At 62.6% G+C, this 21,523-nt stretch carries 13 protein-coding genes; 5 read left to right on the top strand and 8 right to left on the bottom strand.

Annotated elements, in window-relative coordinates; all coding sequences use genetic code 11:
* Positions 1-294: 294 nt before the first annotated feature.
* Complete coding sequence (locus AB4N53_RS06465) at positions 295-5,487, top strand: trifunctional serine/threonine-protein kinase/ATP-binding protein/sensor histidine kinase (protein ID WP_460145105.1); 5,193 nt, start codon at positions 295-297, stop codon at positions 5,485-5,487.
* 95 nt (positions 5,488-5,582) lie between these two features.
* On the opposite strand, the gene AB4N53_RS06470 is transcribed toward AB4N53_RS06465, so the two are convergent.
* From AB4N53_RS06470 to AB4N53_RS06490, 5 genes are all read right to left on the bottom strand, one after another.
* Positions 5,583-6,059: a helix-turn-helix domain-containing protein gene (locus tag AB4N53_RS06470; RefSeq protein WP_460119135.1), complete on the bottom strand. Its 477-nt coding sequence runs from the start codon at positions 6,057-6,059 to the stop codon at positions 5,583-5,585.
* A gap of 88 nt (positions 6,060-6,147) precedes the next feature.
* Complete coding sequence (locus tag AB4N53_RS06475; RefSeq protein WP_460119137.1) at positions 6,148-7,260, bottom strand: alkene reductase; 1,113 nt, start codon at positions 7,258-7,260, stop codon at positions 6,148-6,150.
* A gap of 171 nt (positions 7,261-7,431) precedes the next feature.
* A complete protein-coding gene (locus AB4N53_RS06480; RefSeq protein ID WP_460119139.1) occupies positions 7,432-9,666 on the bottom strand; it encodes a xanthine dehydrogenase family protein molybdopterin-binding subunit in 2,235 nt (744 codons plus the stop codon).
* A complete protein-coding gene (locus AB4N53_RS06485) occupies positions 9,663-10,136 on the bottom strand; it encodes a (2Fe-2S)-binding protein (protein WP_460119141.1) in 474 nt (157 codons plus the stop codon). Before AB4N53_RS06485 ends, AB4N53_RS06480 begins: the two co-directional genes overlap by 4 nt.
* Positions 10,133-11,671, bottom strand: a complete 1,539-nt coding sequence (locus tag AB4N53_RS06490) for a c-type cytochrome (RefSeq protein ID WP_460119143.1) — start codon at positions 11,669-11,671, stop codon at positions 10,133-10,135. The genes AB4N53_RS06485 and AB4N53_RS06490 overlap by 4 nt, the downstream gene beginning before the upstream one ends.
* A 24-nt stretch (positions 11,672-11,695) precedes the next feature.
* Between AB4N53_RS06490 and AB4N53_RS06495 the strand changes: the two genes are divergently transcribed.
* The 3 genes from AB4N53_RS06495 (at position 11,696) to AB4N53_RS06505 (ending at position 16,231) form a co-directional block, all read left to right on the top strand.
* A complete protein-coding gene (locus AB4N53_RS06495; protein ID WP_460119145.1) occupies positions 11,696-12,898 on the top strand; it encodes an MFS transporter in 1,203 nt (400 codons plus the stop codon).
* Between the two features lie 776 nt (positions 12,899-13,674).
* Positions 13,675-14,589, top strand: a complete 915-nt coding sequence (locus tag AB4N53_RS06500) for a LysR family transcriptional regulator (RefSeq protein WP_460119147.1) — start codon at positions 13,675-13,677, stop codon at positions 14,587-14,589.
* A 130-nt stretch (positions 14,590-14,719) separates the two neighbouring features.
* Complete coding sequence (locus tag AB4N53_RS06505; RefSeq protein ID WP_460119149.1) at positions 14,720-16,231, top strand: sensor domain-containing diguanylate cyclase; 1,512 nt, start codon at positions 14,720-14,722, stop codon at positions 16,229-16,231.
* Here the strand turns inward: AB4N53_RS06505 and AB4N53_RS06510 are convergent.
* From AB4N53_RS06510 to AB4N53_RS06520, 3 genes are all read right to left on the bottom strand, one after another.
* Entirely contained in the window at positions 16,228-17,766 is a 1,539-nt protein-coding gene (locus tag AB4N53_RS06510) for a cryptochrome/photolyase family protein (RefSeq protein WP_460119151.1), read from the bottom strand. The two genes, AB4N53_RS06505 and AB4N53_RS06510, sit on opposite strands and share 4 nt — an antisense overlap.
* A 669-nt stretch (positions 17,767-18,435) precedes the next feature.
* A complete protein-coding gene (locus AB4N53_RS06515; RefSeq protein ID WP_460119153.1) occupies positions 18,436-19,557 on the bottom strand; it encodes an alkene reductase in 1,122 nt (373 codons plus the stop codon).
* Between the two features lie 102 nt (positions 19,558-19,659).
* Complete coding sequence (locus tag AB4N53_RS06520; protein ID WP_460119154.1) at positions 19,660-20,337, bottom strand: type 1 glutamine amidotransferase domain-containing protein; 678 nt, start codon at positions 20,335-20,337, stop codon at positions 19,660-19,662.
* A 212-nt stretch (positions 20,338-20,549) separates the two neighbouring features.
* Between AB4N53_RS06520 and AB4N53_RS06525 the strand changes: the two genes are divergently transcribed.
* The gene (locus tag AB4N53_RS06525) at positions 20,550-21,134 is read left to right on the top strand and encodes a TetR/AcrR family transcriptional regulator (protein WP_460119156.1); all 585 of its coding nucleotides are present in this window, start codon (positions 20,550-20,552) and stop codon (positions 21,132-21,134) included.
* Positions 21,135-21,523 lie beyond the last annotated feature (389 nt).

Raw genomic sequence — 21,523 nt, forward strand, 5'->3', positions numbered from 1 at the left:
TGAGAAGGACAGGGCGTGGGCGCCGGGTTATCAGGCTCGTACGCTAGGGGACGGCTTGCCATAAAGCAATTATCCCGAGGGATAAGACGCCGCGCTTTGATAGCGCGAAAATTGCGGCGCGAGGCTCTGGACGGCCATCATGAGGCCGCAGACGGACATCAGCGCAGTGGCTGGTCCTTTGGCAAAAAAACGCTGCGTATACTGCGCCACCAGCCTGAATCCCATTGCCAGCGGTGAATGTGTATGCCCGGCCAGCCATCCTCATCTGCAATGTCCCGCACGGCCGATGCGTCGATGCTCGATGAAACATGGCTGGAAAGTTGCCGTTTCAACCTGCTGCGCCGCGACCATGAGCTGACCTGGTTCAGCCTTGAAGATAGCCGCTCGGGCCAGACCTGGTTCGCCGTGCGCGCACCGATTCAGCGCCCGGCGCTGTGCCAGCGGCTGGAGCGTGATTTTCATTTACGACTGCCTTCGCAGTGGGTGATCAACCCGCTCGCGCTACTTCGTTCGGCGGACGGGCCGGTGCTGATCTATCCGCAATGGGGCGCGCCGCTCGCTGGCCTGATCGACGCCACCGGCTTACCGCTCGGGCGCGTGCTGAATATTGCCGTCGCCGCTGCCAATGCGCTGGCCCACTCTCGGCATCCCGAAACACCGCAAAACCCCGTGGGAGCGAGCCTGCTCGCGAAAGCGCCATTCCAGCCGACATCACCATTGACTGACACACCGCTTTCGCGAGCAGACTCGCTCCCACACGGATCGCTGTTGCCGTGGCATCTGCTGGTCGGCGCCGACGACAGCGTCAGGCTTATGGGCTTTCACACCCACGAGCAGGAAACCCCGGCGACTGAACTGCCGAGCCTGGAACACTGGCCTTATCTGGCGCCGGAACAGCTACAGCGCGACGGCGTCGATTCCGATGAGCGCAGCGACGTATATACGCTGTCGGCAATCATCTACGAGGCGCTGACCGGGCGCCCACCGCTGATCGCTCGCGACGCCTGGCAATGGTTGCATGTGCACGCCGCCGTCCAGCCATTGTCGCCGGCGCAATACATTCCCGACCTGCCGCAAGGCATTTGTCATGTGCTGCTCAAGGGCCTGGCCAAGGAGCCGGACGCGCGCTATCAAAGCATCGAATCGCTGGCCGCCGATCTGACCTGGTGCCTGCGTCAATGGCAGAAAAAAGGCCAGATCGAAGCGTTCCGCCTCGGTGCTTTCGATGCTCGCGCAACGGCCACGCGCGGCGAGCTGCTGTTTGGTCGTGATGACGAACGTCAGCAACTGCTTGAACAGATTCAGCGCGTGCGCAGCGACGGCATCGCTCGCGTGCTGCTGGTTGGCGGCGCACCGGGAGCGGGAAAATCGACGCTGATCCAGCAGGTCCTGCGCTCACAAGCTCCCGGTTATTGGGCCAGCGGCAAGATCGAACTGCTAAACAATGACCGCCCCTTCGCGCCGCTGGCGCAGATTTTTCAGTCTCTGATCAGCCAAGTGTTGACCAAGCCCGCGCTGGCCTTGCAGGCCTTGGCCGAGCAACTGCGCGAAACCCTCAAGGGCCGTGGCCGCTTGCTGCTGGACCTGGCGCCGGAAGCCGAGCTGCTGATCGGCGCCACCGCCGAATTGCCGAACATGCCGGCGCGGCATGCCCTCGACCGGGTCAATCGGACGTTGCTCGATGCGCTCGAAGTCTTTGCGCAACCGGGGCATCCGCTGCTGCTGTTTATCGACGACTTGCAGTGGGCTGACGACTCGACTCAGGCGTTTCTCAAAGCCTTCATCGCCCGACCGACGCGGCATTTGCTGCTAGTTCTGGCGTATCGCGAGGGCGAGTTGACGCAGCATCCGGGCGGCTGGCTCGATGACATGCGCAGAGCACCCGCGCTGCCAGTCAGTGACCTTGGATTAGGGCCGCTATCGGTACAGGCCGTCGCGCAACTGATGGCGGTCGAACTCGATGCTGACGTCGACAACCTCGAGGCGCTGGCCCGCGTCGTGCACTTTAAGACCGCCGGCAATCCGTTGTTCGTCAGCCAGGTGGCCCGCGCGCTGGTGGATGAGCGTCTGCTGCATTTCGAGGGGACGACGCGGCGCTGGGTGTGGGATCAGGCCGAGGTAAACGGCCATCGCTACGCCGACAACGTTGCCGAATTGATGGTGCAACGCTTGCAGCGCCTGCCGGCCAGTGCGCGCGAAGTGTTGCGTACAGCGGGTTACATCGGTGGTCGCTGTGAGAAAGTGCTGTTGCAGCGATTGCTGGCAGACGATCCGGCGCAATTGCTGCGTGACGTGGATTATCTGGTCAGCGCCGGATTTCTCCTGCGCGAGCCGGGCCAACTGGTGTTTCCCCACGATCGAGTGCTGGAAGCCGCCGCTGCACTCACGGCGCCCGCCGGGCGTGCCGCCGAACATGCGCGCATCGCTGCCGCCATGCTCGAACTATGCGGCGGGCAACCGCATGCGAAGGTGTTCGATATTGCCAGTCAGATTCAGCGCAGCGACGGCCATGCGCTTTCAGAACCTCGACGCACCGAATTCATCCAATTATTGGTCGAAGCCGCCGAGCGCGCCCGCGATAGCGCCGCTGTCGAGCAGGCCGTGGATTATCTGCGCAGCGCCGAGGTGTTACTCGGCGACAACGGCTGGGCGCAGCAGTACCCGCAGGCCTTCGCTGCGCGTTGGCTGGCAGCCGAATGCGCAATGTTGCTGGCGGATCTGCCCGGCGCGCAACAGCGCCTCGACGACTGCCTGGAATACGCCAATACCGCGCTGGACCGCGCAAAAACCTATCGCCTGCGCGCCAGCCTGCACACCTTGCACTCCGATTATCACGGTGCGATCAGCGAAGCGCTGGACGGCCTTGCCTTGCTCGAAATCGAGCTGCAGCGACAACCATCGCCCGCGCAACTGGGCGAAGCCTTCGAGCGGGTTCGGCAACTGGTCGGCGCGCGACGGATCGCTGAACTGACGGCATTGCCCAAGGCCAACGATCCGCGAATCGAAGTGGCTATGGAGTTGCTGAGCACGCTGATCGCCTCGTTTTTCGTGCAGGACGATATCGCTTTCCTGCACTTGGCGAAGATGGTCGAACTGACCCTCTTGCACGGCACCACACCCAGCAGCGGCTACGGTTTTGCCTGGTATGGCGTGATGATCGCCGACCGTTATGGCGAATATCTGGACGGTGTCGCTTTCGCCGAACTGGCGCTCGATCTGACCGACCTGCACGGCTACGAAGCCGGACGCACCGGCACGCTGGTGGCGCTGGATCAGGTCAGCCCGTGGACCAAACCGATGGCCTACGCCCGGCAGAAAGCTTTCGCAGCGTTCGAGTGCGGTCAGGCTGGCGGTGATCTCGGCATGTCGTGTTACGCCTGCAATCACATCGGTTCCGATCTGCTATTCATGGGCGAGCCGCTGCAAAAGGTGTTGAACGAGCTCGACGTCGGCCTGAGTTGGGTGCGACAGTTTCACTACATCGACATCGAGCGCATTTTGTTGGCGCAACAGGCGTTTGCCAGTGATTTGCGCAGTGGGTGCGAGCCACGTTCGATCGCAGAGCTGGATGCTGTGGAACATGACCGGTTCGGCCCGCTGGATCGCGATCGCGTTTCACAGCCGACACTGTTCTGGATGTGGTTGTACTCAGGCATGTCGGCGTTCTACTTCGGCGATGTGCGTTATGCCCTACGCCGTTTCGAAGAGGCCGAGGCGTTGACGTGGTCGCTGCCGGCGCACATCGATCTGGCCCATTACTACCTGTTCTACAGCCTGGCGCTGGCCAGTCCAGAGGCGCCGGGCTCTGTTGTCGAAAAACTGCAGAAACTGGAACAGCAACGTCAGCGTTTCCTGCCATGGGTCGAACTCAATCCGTCGACTTTCAGCAACCAGCTGCTGTTGATTGAAGGCGCGATGGCCCGCGTGCGCGGCGAAGGGCTGGTCGCCATTCGCTGCTTCGACCAGGCGCAAATCGCGGCGGCCGCTGCCGGGTTTATTCATCAACAGGCGCTGGCCCATGAACAACTGGCCGAGGTCTGCCTGGCCAACGGCCTGGTCTCCGGCACGCATCATCACCTGCGTGTTGCGCGCGACTGCTATGTGCTGTGGGGCGCTGAAGCCAAGGCGCACCAGCTCGAAGCGCAGCATCCGTTTCTCGCCCACGAGCATTCCCTGGAAGCGGGAACGCCGGTGACGCGGGTGCGCCTTGATCTGGAAGTCGGCATCGAAGCAGCGCGCGCGGTCTCGCAAGAGGTATTGCTCGATCGGTTGGTGGAAACCTTGATGAATCACTTGATGATTCAGGCCGGGGCCGATCGGGGTGCGCTGCTGTTGGTCACCGACGGTGAGTTGCAACTGGCTGCCGCCGCCCACGTCGAGGCGGGCAACGTGCGGGTCAGTCAGGACAACGAGCGTGCGCTTGAGCAGCTCGCGCCGCTTTCGGTGCTCAATTCGACCATGCGCACGCGCGCGCCGCTGGTGCTCGACGATGCCCGCGTCGACTGCCCGCAAGCCTACAGCGCCGACCTGTGCGAGCGGCAGACGCGCTCGCTGATGTGTCTGCCGTTACTCAAGCAAGGCGCGCTGATCGGTCTGGTGTATCTGGAAAACAGCCTGGTACCGAAGCTGTTCAGCGCCGAACGCCTGACCATGCTGGAAATTCTCGCCTCGCAGGCAGCGGTGTCGCTGCAGACCGCGCGGCTGTATGCGCAACTGGTCGAAGACAACCGCTTGCGCGCACAGATGGAAGCCGACTTGCGCAGTTCGCGCGCGGAACTGGCGCGCAACTCGCACCTGAAAATGATGGGCGAACTGTCGGCCTCGATCGCCCATGAAATCAGCCAGCCGCTGCTGGGCATTTCATCGAACGCCTCGGCCAGTTTGCGCTGGCTCAAGCGCGACACGCCGGACCTCGACGAAGCGATTCAGGGGCTAGAGGACATCCGCTCCGACAGCGCCCGGGCCACCGAGATTGTCCAGGCCTTGCGCGCTTTGGCCAAGCAGGCGCCGCTGCAGCGGCTACCGGTATCGATTGACGCTTTGATCGGTGAGGTCGTGCAACTGACAGCGAGCGATTTGCACAATCGCCGGGTGAGCTTGCACACGGAACTCAACGCAGCTGACCCGGTGCCGGGGGATCGGGTGCAGATTCAGCAGGTGATTTACAACCTGATCGTCAACGCACTCGAGGCGATGGCTGGGCAGGGCGCGATTGACGGGCGCTTGGTGATCGAGTCGACGATCAGCGATGGCCAGGTCTGCGTGGCTTTTCAGGACAACGGGCCGGGGATCGCCGAGCATCAGCGTGAAGAAATTTTCGATGCGTTCTTCACTACCAAGGGCAGCGGCATGGGCATGGGCCTGGCGATTTGCCGAACGGTGATAGGCGCCCATGGCGGGACGTTGCGGGTGGAGGACAGCGAGGAGGGCGCGCGGATCTGTTTCAGACTGCCGCTTGCGCCGGACGCCAGGATCAAAAACTTCTGACTTATAGCTGAGAGATGTCTGGCAGACCGGGTAAAAAAAAGCCGCGCAAATCGCGGCCAAAAGGGAGGAGTGAACAGAATCCTTGGAAATCCGACTCAGGGTCGCAGTTCCGTCAGGCGCTTGCCCATCGTCGAATTCAGCAACCCATCGCTGAGCTGCCAGACATCCGCATCAACCACCGCTACCCGCGCCCGACACATCGCCTGCCGCCAGATCTTCGGCGGCATTCCCACCAAGCGCCCAAACGTGCGCGTGAAGTGTGAGTGATCGGAGAACCCGCATTCATAAACAATCTCGGTAATCGCCATCGAGGTCAGCAATAGCCCCTTGGCCTTGTCGATCTTCATCTTCAGCATCCATTCCTGCGGCGAACAGCCGGTGACGATCTTGAACGCCCGGGAAAAGTGGCTGCGTGAAAGATTGCAATGTTCGGCAATCTCGCTGACGCGCAGACTGCGGCTCAGATCGTGCAGCATGTAAGCCTTGGCGCGGCGTTCCTGCCAGCCGGACAGCGCGCCCAATGGGCGCGCGATCTGGCTGGAGTTGTCTGACTTCACCGATTGCGGGTTCATGGCGGCTCTCCTGATCGATGGGCAAAGTCTGGCCGCAGGCTTTATTTAAAGTCCTTAAACAAACCTTAAAAGTTATGAATCGCACGTCTCAGGCATGGAACGGATAATCGACGTAACCGCGCTGGTCGCCGCCGAAGAAACTGCTCGGATCCGGCGTGTTCAGTTCAAGCCCATCGTGCAGCCGACGCGGCAGATCCGGGTTGGCCAGGAATGGCCGGCCAAAGGCGATGATGTCGGCGCGGTCGGCGTTCAGCGCCTGTTCGGCGGATTCAGCGTCGTAACCGCCGGCGAGGATCAGCACGCCGTTCCAGGTCTGGCGCAACTGGGCGATGATCGCGTCCCAGCGCGGGTCGAAGTTTTCGTCCTTGACCGTGCCGACCATGGCCGGCTCGACCAGGTGCAGATACGCCAGATTCCACTGATTGAGCGCTTCGACCAGATAACCGAAGGTCGCTTCAGGCGTGTCATCACCCATTCCCATAAAGCGGCCCATCGGCGTCAGACGCACGCCGACGCGCTCGGCACCGACTTCATCAGCCACGGCGGCGACCACTTCGAGCAGAAAACGCGCACGATTCTCGACGCTGCCGCCATAGGCGTCATCACGCTGGTTGCTGTTGCTGTTGAGAAACTGATCGAGCAGATAACCGTTGCCAGCATGGATCTCCACGCCGTCCATACCTGCGTTCAACGCGTTGCGCGCGGCGCGGCGATAGTCTTCGACGATGTCGGCGATTTCGGCTGTTTCGAGGGCGCGCGGCACCGGCACATCACCCCAAACGCCATTGCCTTGTTCATCGACGATAAAGGTCTTGCCCGGCACTGGCAGGGCGCTCGGCGCCACCGGCAAACCGGCGTCAGGCTGGAAGCTGGGATGCGAGACCCGGCCGACGTGCCACAACTGCATGAAGATCAGGCCGTCAGCCGCGTGCACCGCCGTGCTGACTTCGCGCCAGGCCTGTACTTGTGCATCGGTGTAGATCCCCGGCGTCCATGCATAGCCCTGGCCTTGCTGAGAAATCTGCGTGGCCTCGGTGATGATCAGCGCGGCACTGGCGCGTTGGCGGTAGTACTCGGCGTTCATCGCGGTCGGCACGTCGCCCGGCTGGCCAGCGCGCGAGCGGGTCAGGGGCGCCATCGCTACGCGGTGGGCAAGGGTGTAAGGGCCGAGTGCGATGGGTTGGAACAGGCGACGGGTCATGGTTAGCTCCGGATTTCGATGAGTAGGGTTCAAGCGCGGCAGCCAGGTGCCACGCGCTGTGCAGGTAACTTAACCGGGGGTGGCGGGGCTGATAATCCGTGGCCGGCGCTACGCAGTTTTGCGCGCAACGCAACGGCACCCGCGCTCATCGCTGATGAGCGCGGGCGAGGTTCAGGCAGGTTGGCTGGAACGGGTCAGCGGCAGGTTCAGCCAGCGCCGGCCAGTGGCATTGCTGACCGCGTTGCCGAGGGCAGCAGCCATTGGCCCTTGGACGATTTCGGCTGCACCGAGGAAGGGTTCGCCCGGTTGATCGAGCAGGTGCACATCGACTTTTTTCGGCAATTGCGTGAAGCGCAGAATCGGATAGCCGCTCCAGTCATAGCTGCGAATGCCGCCGGCGTCGTAGGCGACTTGTTCGTAGAGCGTCCAGCTTGCCGACTGGACAATGCCGCCCTCGACCTGATTGCGCAGGCCATCGGGGCTGACGATCTGGCCGACGTCGACCGCCGTGACCACATGATCGATGCGAATCTCCCCGGTCTGCGGATGCACCCGCAGTTTCACCGCAAGGGCGCAGTAACCCATGATGTTTTTGTAGCGGGCGAAGGCGAAACCGATGCCCGCGCCGGGTTCGCTGCTCTTGTGGGGCCAGCCGATTTCATCACGCACGCGCTCGATCACGGCGCGGGCACGCGGATCGCGCAGATGGGCCAGGCGCAACGCCACGGGATCGAGTCCGGCCTTGATCGCCAACTCATCGATACCCGCCTCGATGGCGAAGATGTTGATGTGCGCTCCGAGCGAGCGCATCGCCGAAGTGCGGAACGGCATGGTGGTGACGAAGTTCATGTTGATCCGCGTCGCGCCCAGCTCGTACAGCGGCACCGCATTTCGATCGCCGTCACCTTCGGGCTGGGCAATCGGCACCGACGGCGCCGAAGCGAAGGGCTTGGCCAATAGACGTGCCGGCAGCAGGCGCCCGGCATTGACGATGCGTTCGTTGTGCGGGGTGGTCCACAGCTCGTAGTTCCAATCCTGCAGACGGCCCTGACTGAGGCTCGCATCGACTTCGGTAACCATCGCCGAACTGTACGGCTCCCAGAGATTTTCCTGCTCGCGCATCCATTGCACGCGCACCGGCGTGCCCGGCAGACGCATTGCGATCAGCGCGGCATCGGCGGCGGCATCATCGGCGCCGTTGTGGCCATAACAGCCCGAGCCCTCGGTATGAATGCAGCGCACGCGTTCCGGCGGCAGCCGCAGCATCTCGGCGATGCCGGCGCGCAATGGATAGACGCCCTGGGTGTGGGTCCACACCGTGAGCACGCCATCGTTGAGCCAGGCCACCGCACAGGACGGGCCGATCGAACCGTGCATCAAATATTGCTTGGTCACCCGCGCCTTGAAGCGCGTCTCGGTGGCGCCGCCGGGATTGCCGTTGTTGCTGATCGGATAGCGCTTGGAAGGCAACTGCTTGAGCAAATCGTGAATTCCGGCGGCTTCGGGAATCGCCTCGCCACCACTCCACTTGGCACTCTCGATGCCGCTGCGCATGGCCTTGATCGCTTGCCATTCATCACGGGCGACCACCGCCAGATAGTTGCCGTCGCGGATCACCTTGACCACACCGTTCAACGCTTCGATGGATGCCGTATCGAACGCCTGTAACCTGCAGCCGGGACGCGGCGGGCGAATCACCCGCGCATGCAGCATGCCGGGCAGGCGCATGTCCTGCACGAATGCCGCGCCGCCGCTGACCTTGGCCGGAATATCCAGACGCGGCAGGTTGTGGCCGATCAGTTTGAAGTCGGCCGCCGCCATCGCTGGTGATTGTGCTTTCGCATATTGGTGCACATCGACATGCTTGACCGCGTCGGCATACGCCATGCGTTGCCCGCCCGGGCCTTTGATCACGCCGTCGCGGGTGCTCAGTTGCGCAGCATCGACTTGCCAACTGCGCGCGGCGGCATCGACGAGCATTTCCCGCACCTGCGCAGCGGCGTTGTACAGCGCGGTACCGCTGTCGAAAATACTGTGGCTGCCGGCGGTGTAGCCTTCGTTGGGCGTCAGCGCGGTGTCGGCGGTGAGCAAATTGATCGCGCTGGCCGGCACCTGCAAACGCTCGGCAGCGATTTGCAGCAACGCGGTTTTCACTCCGGTGCCCAGTTCGACCTTGCCGGTGTACACGGTGATGCCGTCGGCCCCGATGCGAATCCACGCGTCCAGGTATGGGTTGGTGCGCAGGCTGCCCGGCAGATCGGGGGCCAGCACTACGGTGCCGAGGGTATCGACTTCGGTATCGGCCAAAACACGCCGCGCTACCGGCATCAGCGTGAAGGCCATGAGCAACGCGCCGCCACGCAGGAAGGCCCGGCGGCTGGGGTTCAATCCGTTTGCTGCGCTCATGTCAGGCTCCCGTTATGCCCGGCCACCTGCTTGATCGCCTCGATGATGCGCAAGTGCGTGCCGCAACGGCACAGATTGCCGGCCATGTGCTCACGAATGGTTTGCTCGTCCGGGTGCGGATCACGTTCGAGCAACGACTGCGCGCGCATCAGCATGCCGGCGATGCAGTAGCCGCACTGCGCGGCCTGCTTGTCGATGAACGCCGCTTGCAACGCGCCGGGTTTCTCAACGCTGCCGAGGCTTTCCACGGTACGGATCTTTTTCCCTTCAAGACCAGCGCAGGGCGTCAGGCACGCGAACACCGGCTGGTCGTCGACGATCACCGTGCACGCGCCGCACTGGCCCAGGCCGCAGCCGTACTTGGCGCCGTTGAGGTTCAAGTGGTTGCGCAGCGCATACAGCAGCGGCATGTCCGGTTCCAGCTGCAGCGCTTGGGCGCCTCCATTGACGGTGAGAGTGATCTGGCTCATTTCGTCTCCTGACGTAACGCTTCAATATTGGAAGAAAGGTCGGTCCATGGCTGCTCGGGGCGGGCTTGCTCGCGCAGATACGCGGCGAGGGCGCCGAGCTGGGCGTTGTCGAGGCTGGCGGCGAACGGCGGCATCATCGGGCCGGGTGCGCCGGGAGTGGCGGGCACACCTTCGAGCACGGTCTTGAGAAAGTTGCGCGAAGTGGCCGCTTGCAGCGCCGAGGTGCTTTGCAGGCCTGGGCGGCCGTCGATTTCGCGCATCGGCGCGGCGGGAGCGTGACATCCGGCGCAGGCGCTGCTGAAGAGCAGGGCGCCGCTGCTGTGATCCGCAGGATCGCTTGGCTTTTTCGGTGTGGTTTCGGTCACTGCCTGCGGGTTTTGCAGGCTTAGCAGGTAGTCGGCAATTGCCTCGGCTTCGCTGGCCGGCAAGCGCGCCAGGCTCAGGCTGACCGGGCGCATCGGGCCGGCGGGCGTGCCGTGGCCATCGACCACATCGGCGCGCAGATAGTTGACCAATTGCTCGCGATTCCATGGATTGGCGCGTTGGCCGAGGCCGACCAGGGCCGGCGCTTCCCAACCATCGACGCTGCCGCCTTGCAGGTATTGCGAGGATTTCTCCGCGCCGATCAGGTTCAGCGGTGAATGGCAGCCGGCGCAGTGGCCTGGGCCGTCGACCAGATAGCGTCCGCGATTCCACGCGGCGCTGTGTTCCGCTAGCGGGGTCAGCGGCTCGCCATGCAAAAACAGCAGGTTCCAGAACGACACCAGCGGGCGGATGTTCATCGGAAAGTTCATCTGGTTCTGCCTGGCGGGCGCATGTACGGCGGGGCCGCTCATCAAGTAGGCATAGGCGTCGGCGATGTCTTCGGAGCTCATGCGCCGGTAGTGCACGTAGGGAAAGGCCGGGTAGAGAAAGTGGCCGTCGCGGGCAATGCCTTCACGCATCGCCCGCTCGAAGGCCGGCAATGACCATTCGCCGATGCCGGTCTGCGCATCGGGGGTGATGTTGGTGCTGTACAGCGTGCCGAACGGCGTCACCAGCGGCAGGCCGCCAGCCAGGTATTCGCCGCCGGGGCGGGTATGGCACACCGCGCAGTCGCCGGCCTCGACCACCCGTGCGCCGCGTTGCAACTGCGCAGTATCGAATGACGTCGGGCGTTGGATTGGTGCGATCGCCGGGCGCCACATCAGTACGACGGCGACGATCAGGCCGATCACCGCGAGCACGGCGACGCTGATCCATAGGGTTCTGGATTTGAGCAGATGGCTGTTCATGGTCGGCAGAAAAACGAGGCGGGCAGTGGCAGGACGAGTGCAGTGCGGGTCATGGAAACGCTCCTTGTAGCAGCCGGGGAAGGGCGCCGATGCGGACGTCTGCGCCATGGCCAAAGCGTAGAGAAGACGCTTGCGGCGGAGAATCACCGGCCCGCGCAACAGCGCGTTGCGCCACAAGCAACGTTGCGCGCCACGCATCAGTGCGTTGCCAGTGGCACGGATTCTCGCTGCCGCCGCGCGACCGTAGCCTTGGCAGCACATTCCCGAACTCAACGAGGTGTCACCATGCTTACCGGCAACCCTGCCGTTGCGGCCCCGGCCGAACAGCCTGCTTCACTCTCCGGCCTGATGGTCGCGTTTCTGGCCTTCTGTTGCGGCGCGGTCGTCGCCAACCTGTATTACGCGCAGCCCATCGTCGAACTGATCGCGCCGCAGATCGGCCTGTCCAGCGCCAATGCCAGCCTGATCGTGTCACTGACCCAGTTTGGTTACGCGCTGGGCTTGTTGCTGCTGGTGCCGCTGGCCGACCTCATGGAAAACCGTCGTCTGGTGGTCGGTTTCACCCTCGCTGCGAGTGTGACGCTGCTGTGCGCTGGCCTGACTCATTCGCCGTCGTTGTTCCTGCTTTTGTCATTGCTGATCGGCCTGACCTCGGTGGCGGTGCAGATCCTCGTGCCACTGGCCGCGCATCTGGCGCCGGAAGCCAGCCGTGGCCGCGTCGTCGGCAATATCATGAGCGGCCTGTTACTGGGGATTCTGCTGTCGCGGCCGTTGTCGAGTCTGTTGGTCGAAGTGTTCGGCTGGCGCGGGGTGTTTTACAGCGCGGCGGCACTGATGGCGGTGATCGCGTTGGTTACCGCTGTGGCATTGCCGCGTCGGGTGCCGACGCACAAGGCCACTTATGTCGCGTTGATCGGTTCGGTGTTTGCCCTGGCGCGGCGCTTTCCTGTGTTGCGCCAGCGTTCGCTGTATCAGGGCTTGCTGTTCGCCAGTTTCAGCCTGTTCTGGACCCTCGCGCCGATTGAGCTGATGCGTCATCACGGCTTCAGCCAAGCGCAAGTGGCAATCTTCGCGCTGGTCGGTGCAGTGGGTGCCATTGCCGCGCCAATTGCCGGGCGTCTGGCCGACGCCGGACACGGTCGTCGCGGTACCTTGGTGGCGTTGCTGCTGGCGCCGCTGTCGCTGTTGCTCGCCGCGCTGCCGAGCAGTGGTTACGTGTGGCTGGTGGTGTGCGCGGTGCTGCTGGACTTTGCCGTGCAACTGAACATGGTGCTTGGCCAGCGCGAGGTCTACGCCCTCGACCCGCACAGCCGCGCCCGCCTCAATGCGGTGTACATGACCAGCATCTTCGTCGGCGGCGCCCTCGGCTCGCTGGTCGCCAGCCCGCTATACGAACACTTCGGCTGGAACCTCTCGGCCGTCGCCGTGGCGGTGTTGCCGGCGCTGGCGCTGGCGTTGTTCCTGGGGCGCAAGGCTGACCGCAGCTGAATTTCAAGAACGACACAAGCCCACTGTGGAAGGGGGCTTGCTCCCGAAAGCGGTGGGGCAGCCGCAGATTTTTCGACTGACGGGACGCCTTCGCGGGCAAGCCCGCTCCCACAGGGATTGTGGGTACACCGGGTGATCGCTGACCCACCTCAAAACCATTGTGGGAGGGGGCTTGCTCCCGAAAGCGGTGGGGTAGCGCGCATTTTTGTCGACTGACGGGACGCCTTCGCGGGCAAGCCCGCTCCCACAGGGATTGTGGGTACACCGGGTGATCGCTGACCCACCTCAAAACCATTGTGGGAGGGGGCTTGCTCCCGAAAGCGGTGGGGCAGCCGCAGATTTTTCGACTGACGGGACGCCTTCGCGGGCAAGCCCGCTCCCACAGGGATTGCGGGTACACCGGGTGATCGCTGACCCACCACAAACCCACTGTGGAAGGAGGCTTGCACCCGAAAGCGGTGGGGCAGCCGCAGACTTTTCGACTGACGGGGCGCCTTCGCGGGCAAGCCCGCTCCCACAGGGATTGTGGGTACATCGGGTGATTGCTGACCCACCACAAACCCATTGTGGGAGGGGGCTTGCTCCCGAACGCGGTGGGGCAGCCGCAGATTTTTCGACTGACGGGGTGCCTTCGCGGGCAAGCCCGCTCCCACAAAGTGAGGTCCTTCGAGATGGAATTGTTTACCGCGCCCGGCGCCCTCAAGCACGACGATACAAGACGTGTGGCGAGCGCTGATGCACAATCAGCGGCGTTCCCTCACCACCGGACCCCGCTTATGGACAAGTTGCTGGCCTTGAAGATGTTCGTTGAAACCGTGCGCTGCGGGGGCTATTCCTCGGCGGCACGCAAGCTTGGGATCTCGACGTCTTCGGTGACACGGCAAGTGGCGGGGCTGGAAAACGAGTTGGGCGCCAGCCTGCTCAATCGCACCACGCGCAACACCAGCGTAACCGTCGCCGGCCAGACCTATTTCGAGAAGGCCGTGGCGATTCTCGATGCCATCGACGAAGCCGACGCGGTGGTCGCCGATCGTGGCAGCGATGCCCAGGGTCGCTTGCGCATCAGCGTGCCGGTGGAGTTTGGCCGCAGGCTGATCGCGCCGCACCTGAGTCGCTTGCTCGAGCGCCATCCGGGGCTGGAGATCAGCCTGTCGCTGAGCGATCAGGTCAGCGATTTACTCAGCGAGCAGATAGACGTATCGGTGCGGCTCGGCTCGACGGTGGTCAGCGAAGACATCGTCAGCAAACGCGTCGGGCAGTTTCAGCGTTGGATCGTCGCCAGCCCGGATTATCTGGCGCGCAGCGGTGTGCTGGAGCACCCACGGGATCTGCTTGAGCACCAATGCCTGCGTTTCGATTACGGCGGCAGCCATCATCACTGGACCTTTCAGGGCGACGAAGAGCCGATCCAGCTCAACGTTCAGGGACGCCTGCAAAGCAACAACGCCGACATCCTTCGCGAAGCCGCGATCAGTGGTGGCGGGGTGACGTTGCTGGCTGACTGGCTGGTGCGCGACGATGTCGCCGCCGGACGCCTGACGCGCTTGCTTGAGCACTATGAGGTCAACCCCGGCAGCGCCAGCAGTTGCATCAACGCGTTGTACTTGCCCAATCACCGTGGATCGAGCCGAATCAACGTGTTCATCGATTTCCTCGTGGAGATTCTCAAACCGGCTGCACCCGCCGTTTAGCCCTGCACACTCTGTTGCTGCAGCCGCTTGAGACTGCTTGTATGCTTGCGCCCCGGAACACGTGGCCGCCGTGAGTGCCGACGTTCGAATGATGGCTGGAATGGACCCCGGACTTCCTTAAGGTAACGACGTGAAGCGTGATACTCGCCTTGTAATGCTCCTGCTGCTGGTGATTGGCTGTTCCCTGACTTCGCTGACGATCTGGAAAGTCTGGTCTTCGCGTGAGCGCGCGCTGGCCGAGGTCGACGTGCATGGCCTGAACCTGACCCAGGCGCTCAATACCTACACCGAAGGCATCGTCCGGCAAAGCTCGCTGCTCTTGCTCGGGCTGGTCGAGCGTCTGGAAGCCGAAGGCGACGGACCGGCGCAGATTCAGCGCATCAAGACCCTGATCGACCGTCAGCAGTCATTGATGCCGCAGCTCAGCGGCATCACCATTTACGACCGGCACGGGCACTGGTTGATGTCCTCCAACCGGCCGATTCCGGCAGGAGCGAACAGCAGCGACCGCGCCTATTTCAAGCACCACCGTGACGGCCCGAGCCGCGAGTCGTTTATTGGTCCGCCGATCCAGAGCCGTTCCAATCACGAATGGGTGGTGACCATCAGCCGTCGCTTCAATGACGATGCTGGCCAGTTCGCCGGTGTGGTAGCGGTGACGCTGGGGGTGGAAAACTTCCTGCGCGTATTCGGCAAACTTGACGTTGGCCAGGACGGCGCGATCGGTCTGTCGTACACCGATGGCACGCTGCTGGTGCGCTACCCGTTCCGCGAGCAGGACATGGGCCGCAACTTCTCAAAATCGCCGATCTACGCCAAATACCTGGTCGACCGCTCGGTCGGTACCGCCTCTTACACCTCCAGCCTTGACGGCGTCGAACGCCTGTACGCTTTTCGCAAAAGCGAGACCCTGCCGCTGATCACCACCGTTGCCCTGGGCAAGGACGAAGCGCTGGCGGCGTGGCGCATCGAAGCGGGACTGTCGGCGGTGGTGGTCGTCGGGCTGCTGGGGCTGACCGGGTTGATCGGCTGGTTCCTGATCCTCGATATTCGCCGACGCACCGAGGCTGAAGAAGCGTTGCGCGATGCCCAGCAGCAGTTGCTCGCTTCCAATCGACAGCTGGAATTGCTGGCGATGAAAGACGCGCTGACCGGTTTGGCCAACCGCCGCTGTTTCGATGAGACGCTGGCGGTGGAAGCGCGGCGGGCGCAGCGTGACGGGACCTCGCTGGCCTTGCTGATGATCGATATCGATCACTTCAAATTGTTCAACGACGCCTTGGGCCACGTCGCCGGCGATGCCTGCCTGCAAGCGGTCAGCAAGATTCTTGAAGGCTGCGTGCGACGCCCCTCGGACCTGGTCGCGCGCTACGGTGGCGAGGAAATGGCGGTGATCATGCCGGCAACCGACAGCGCCGGGGCGACGGTGGTCGCGCAGCTGATGCTCGATCGGTTGCAGCAGGCCAATATTGCCCATCCGGGCAGTCCGTTCGGGCGGGTAACGGTGAGTATTGGTATCGCGGTGGCAACGGGCTCAAGTCTGGAGACCATATCCGCGATGATCGAGACCGCCGATCAGGCGCTCTATCGTGCGAAAGAGGCGGGGCGCAACAGTTTGGCCGGACACGCTGAGGCGCACTAGAAAGCTTCGCCGCTCTCCAGTTTCGCCAGCAGCATTTGTCCGCGTTGCCACAGGGCATCCTGCTTGGCCAATGGCATGCGGTCGAGGTTCTTGTACATCATGCCCATGCGCTGATTGCCGCGCAGAATGTCGCCGTGGCGCATGAGGAAATGCCAGTACAGCGCGTTGAACGGGCAGGCATCGTCCGCGCTGCTTTCCTTGACCTTGTAGGCGCAGTCGCCGCAGTAATCCGACATCCGATTGATGTACTGGCCGCTGGCGCAGTAAGGCTTGGAGCCGAGATAACCGCCGTCGGCGTGCATGACCATGCCAAGGGTGTTGGGCAGTTCGACCCAGTCGAAGGCGTCCATGTAGATCGCCAGATACCACTCACAGATTTCCTTCGGCGCAATCCCGGCGAGCAAGGCAAAGTTGCCGGTGACCATCAGCCGCTGAATGTGGTGAGCATAAGCATGTCGCAGGCTTTGGCCGATGGCCTGGCGCATGCAGTTCATCTGCGTGTCACCCGTCCAGTAGAACTCCGGCAGCGAACGCGTGTTACCAAACACATTGCCCTCGGCGTAGTCCGGCATCTTCAGCCAGTACACACCGCGCACGTATTCACGCCAGCCGATCAACTGCCGAATGAAGCCTTCGGCAGCATTGAGGCCGATGCTCCCCGACCAGTACGCCGCCTCGACATCGCTGCACAGCTGGCGCAGATCGAGCAGGCCGATGTTCAGCGCCGCGCTGATCCGTGCGTGAAACAGAAACGGTTCGCCGCTGGCCATGGCGTCCTGGTAATCGCCGAATCCGGCCAGCGCGTAGTCGAGAAAGTACTGCCACAGGGCCTGGGCATCGGCGTGGGTCACCGGGTAGTTGAAGTCATCCAGCGTGCCGTAATGCGTGGCGAAGCGTTTGCTGACCAACGCCCGCACCTCTTGGGTGATTGCGTCATTGGCGAAACGTGCCGGGTAGGGCGGTTTGGCGTGTTTGGGCAGGGCCTTGCGATTCTCCGCATCGAAATTCCACGCACCGCCGACTGGCGTGCCGTCGCCATTGAGCAGCAGCCGACTCTTGCGCCGCATCTCGCGGTAGAAGAATTCCATGCGCAGCTGTTTCTTGCTGCTGGCCCAGTTGGAGAATTCTTCGCGGGAGCAGAGGAAACGGCTGTCTGAATGCCAGTGCACGGGCAAGCCCGAATCTTTGATTGAATGCTCAAGGCGCCAGTCGCCGCATTCGGTGATGTGGATCTCGTCGGCACCAGTGAGGGTTTGCCAGCGCTGCAATTCGCCGGGGATTGAACCGCTGTTGTCCGGTTCGTCGAGGGTGACGTATTGGACGCGGTAGCCTTTATCGCGCAACGCCTCGGCAAAGTGGCGCATGGCGCTGAAGATCAAAGCAATTTTTTGTGGATGATGAGCGACGTGGGTTGCTTCCTCCATGACCTCGACCATCAGCAGCAGGTCATGTTGGGGATCGAGTGGCTGCAGGGAGGCCAGGTCGAATGACAGCTGGTCACCGAGGATCAGGAGCAAGCGGTGGGCAGAGGGCATGGAGCGAAGTCCGGTTGGCGATTCGAACGCCAATAGTTATACAGATTGTTTGCTATGTATAGGTTTTCACCACCACTGACGTCTCAGTGTGGCAAGGGGCTTGCTCCCACAGGGATGGCGGGTGTACCACCTGATCCTTGATCCACCGCAGAACCAATGTGGGAGGGGGCTTGCTCCCGAAGACGGTGGGTCAGCTTGCACATTCATGACTGACAGGACGCCTTCGCGAGCAAGCCCGCTCCCACAGGGATAGCGGGTGCACCACCTGATCCTTGATCCACCGCAGAACCAATGTGGGAGGGGGCTTGCTCCCGAAGGCGGTGGGTCAGCTTGCACATTCATGACTGACAGGACGCCTTCGCGAGCAAGCCCGCTCCCACAGGGATGGCGGGTGTACCACCTGATCCTTGATCCACCGCAGAACCAATGTGGGAGGGGGCTTGCTCCCGAAGGCGGTGGGTCAGCTTGCACATTCATGACTGACAGGACGCCTTCGCGAGCAAGCCCGCTCCCACAGGGATGGCGGGTGTACCACCTGATCCTTGATCCACCGCAGAACCAATGTGGGAGGGGGCTTGCTCCCGAAGGCGGTGGGTCAGCTTGCATATAATTGACTGACACACCGCTATCGCGAGCAGGCTCGCTCCCACAGGGATTTGTGCTGGGTGCTTAAGCGGGGTAGGTCGGGTAATCGATATAACCCTCTGCACCACCGCCATACACCGTCGCCGGGTTCAATTGATTCAACGGCCAGTCATTGGCAATCCGCGCCGGCAGGTCCGGGTTGGCCATGAACGGTCGGCCAAACGCGACGAGATCCGCCAGCCCCGACTCAAGCAATTGCGCGCCGGTTTTGGCGTTGTAGCGCCCGGCATAAATGATCGCGCCGCTGAAGGTGTCGCGCACGGCCTGGCGGAAGGTCTGCGGCATCGCAGGCGCGTTGTCCCAGTCGGCTTCGGCGATCGACAGGTAGGCAATGCCCACTTCTTCAAGAATCCTGATCGCTGCAATGTAGGTGGTGTGCGGATCCTCCTCGACCAGGCCCAGATAAGTCCGCGCTTCATCGGTGGTGCTGAACAGCGGCGCAAAGCGCACGCCGACCTTGTCCTTGCCGATGCATTCGGCAACGCCGGCCACCACTTCGCGCAAGAAGCGCAAGCGATTGTCCAGCGAGCCGCCGTACTGATCGGTGCGCAGGTTGCTGTGGGCGGAGATGAACTGGTTGACCAGATAACCGTTGGCGCAATGCAATTCGATACCGTCGAAACCCGCATCCATCGCGTTGCGCGCGGCCTGAATGTACAGCTGAATCAGTTCCTGTACTTCATCGGTGCTCAGCGCGCGCGGAGCGGACGGCGGCACCAGTTCACCTGCGCCGGGCGCGGTTTCGATGAACACGCTGACGCGGTCCGTGGCAACCGCCGAGGCCGACACCGGCGCATCGCCGTTGGGCTGCAACGCCGTGTGCGAGACCCGTCCGACATGCCAGAGCTGGGCGAAGATCACACCATCCGCCGCGTGCACCGCCTCGGTGACTTTGCGCCAACCGGCGATTTGCTCCGGCGTATGAATACCCGGCGTCCACGCATAACCCTGACCGCGCGGTTCGATCTGCGTGCCTTCGGTGACCAGCAAACCGGCACCGGCGCGCTGCTGGTAGTACTCGGCCATCAACTCGTTGGCGACATTGCCCGGTTGCGTGCTGCGCTGGCGGGTGAGGGGCGGCAGGACGATGCGGTTTTTCAGGGTGTGGTTGCCCAATTTAGCGGGCGTGAAGAAAGCATTGTTCATGGAGTAAGCCTTGAATCTGATTAGACCAGTCGACTAGTGACTGGGCAAAAAAACAACGCCGGGCGGTACGCACACGGCGTTGATCGGGGTAGAGCGAGGGATTCAGCCGAGCATCTTCAACAGTTTGTCGGCAACGGCGGCGGAGCTGGCCGGGTTCTGGCCGGTGACCAGTTGACCGTCAGCCACCACATGCACCTGCCAGTCGGCGACTTTCGAATAGCGCCCGCCCAGACGCTGGAATTCGTCTTCGATGAGGAACGGCACCACGTCAGTCAGGCCGACCGCCGCTTCTTCGGCATTGGTGAAGCCGGTGACGTCACGGCCATTGACGATTGGCTGGCCGTCAGCGCGCACCACGTGACGCAACACACCCGGTGCGTGGCAGACAAAACCGTGAGGTTTGTTGGCGCGGTCGAAGGCTTCGATCAGCGCGATCGAGGCCTTGTCTTCGGCCAGATCCCACAGCGGGCCGTGGCCACCTGGGTAGAACACTGCGTCGAAATCTTCGGCCTTCACATCAGCCAGACGACCGGTGCTGGCCAACGCTTGTTGCGCCGCCGGATCAGCGCGGAAGCGATCGGTCTCGGCAGTCTGCGCGCTTGGCTCATCGCTTTTCGGATCGAGCGGAGGCTGGCCGCCGGCAGGCGATACCAGGGTGACATCGGCGCCGGCGTCCTTGAAGGCAAAGTAGGGCGCGGCGAACTCTTCCAGCCAGAAGCCGGTTTTCTTGCCGGTGTTGCCGAGTTGATCGTGGGAAGTCAGAACCATCAAGATTTTCATAGAGCACCCTTGGGTTGGTCAGGCATCGGCACAAGGCGAGGAATTCGCTCAGCGTCGGCGCCGCATGAATTTGTGTCTCGGGGCGCAGCATAGGTTCCAATTAGACCAGTCGTCTAGCAGTTTTTTCAGAAAATGTTTTTGCTCGTCGGTTATGGCAAACTCCCGATCCTGAAAAGTATACGACTGGTCTATTGTCTGGAATTTTGCGCACCATGAAGCCGACCTTTGACGACACCCGCCAACACTTGCTCGACACCGGCCACCGAATGATGGCCGAGAAGGGCTTCACCAGCGTCGGCCTCAACGAGATCCTGCAGACCGCCGGCGTGCCCAAGGGCTCGTTCTATCACTACTTCAAATCCAAGGAGTTGTACGGCCAGGCGCTGCTCGAGGATTACTTCGTCGACTACCTCGCCGACATGGAGCGCCGCCTGACGCTGCCGGGGCTGACTGCCTTCGAGCGTTTGATGGATTACTGGCAGGGCTGGCAGAACCGCTGCACCGTGGAAGGCCACGGTGATGAATGCCTGGTGGTGAAACTCAGCGCTGAAGTCGCCGACCTGTCCGAATCCATGCGCCTGACCCTGCGCGACGGCGCCGAACGCATCGTCGCGCGCATCACCGAATGCATCGAACAAGGCCAATATGACAAAAGCCTGCCCGAGGGCGATGCGCGGAAGTTGGCAGAGACGCTGTATCAGCTCTGGCTCGGCGCGAGTCTGCTGAACAAATTGCAGCGCACCGGGCAGTCGCTGGAAACATCCATGGCGATGACCCGACAGTTGTTGCGAGTCTGAGCCTCGCTGCAGGCCCCTGTGAGAGCGGGCCTGCTCGCGAAGGCGGTGGCACATTCAACATCTTCATCGCCTGATCCAACGCTTTCGCGAGCAAGCCCGCTCCCACAGGTTTTCGCGGCGCGTGCCAAATCCCGGCAATCCACAATATCCCGTGTGGGAGCGAGCCTGCTCGCGAAGGCGGTGGCACATCCAACATCTTCATCGCCTGACCGAATGCATTCGCGAGCAGGCTCGCTCCCACAAGGTTTTCGCGGTGCGTGCCAAATCCCGGCAACCCACAATATCCAGTGTGGGAGCGGGCTTGCTCGCGAAGGCGTCGGCACATTCAACATCTTCATCGCCTGATCCAACGCTTTCGCGAGCAGGCTCGCTCCCACAAGGTTTTCGCG

Source organism: Pseudomonas sp. H3_E04, assembly GCF_054668915.1.

Bases quoted from the DNA above. Each gene is read 5' to 3' on its own strand.
- AB4N53_RS06465 (WP_460145105.1), top strand. From the start codon at position 295: ATGCTCGATGAAACATGGCTGGAAAGTTGCCGTTTCAACCTGCTGCGC.
- AB4N53_RS06470 (WP_460119135.1), bottom strand. From the start codon at position 6,059: ATGAACCCGCAATCGGTGAAGTCAGACAACTCCAGCCAGATCGCGCGC.
- AB4N53_RS06475 (WP_460119137.1), bottom strand. From the start codon at position 7,260: ATGACCCGTCGCCTGTTCCAACCCATCGCACTCGGCCCTTACACCCTT.
- AB4N53_RS06480 (WP_460119139.1), bottom strand. From the start codon at position 9,666: ATGAGCGCAGCAAACGGATTGAACCCCAGCCGCCGGGCCTTCCTGCGT.
- AB4N53_RS06485 (WP_460119141.1), bottom strand. From the start codon at position 10,136: ATGAGCCAGATCACTCTCACCGTCAATGGAGGCGCCCAAGCGCTGCAG.
- AB4N53_RS06490 (WP_460119143.1), bottom strand. From the start codon at position 11,671: ATGTGCTGCCAAGGCTACGGTCGCGCGGCGGCAGCGAGAATCCGTGCC.
- AB4N53_RS06495 (WP_460119145.1), top strand. From the start codon at position 11,696: ATGCTTACCGGCAACCCTGCCGTTGCGGCCCCGGCCGAACAGCCTGCT.
- AB4N53_RS06500 (WP_460119147.1), top strand. From the start codon at position 13,675: ATGGACAAGTTGCTGGCCTTGAAGATGTTCGTTGAAACCGTGCGCTGC.
- AB4N53_RS06510 (WP_460119151.1), bottom strand. From the start codon at position 17,766: ATGCCCTCTGCCCACCGCTTGCTCCTGATCCTCGGTGACCAGCTGTCA.
- AB4N53_RS06515 (WP_460119153.1), bottom strand. From the start codon at position 19,557: ATGAACAATGCTTTCTTCACGCCCGCTAAATTGGGCAACCACACCCTG.
- AB4N53_RS06520 (WP_460119154.1), bottom strand. From the start codon at position 20,337: ATGAAAATCTTGATGGTTCTGACTTCCCACGATCAACTCGGCAACACC.
- AB4N53_RS06525 (WP_460119156.1), top strand. From the start codon at position 20,550: ATGAAGCCGACCTTTGACGACACCCGCCAACACTTGCTCGACACCGGC.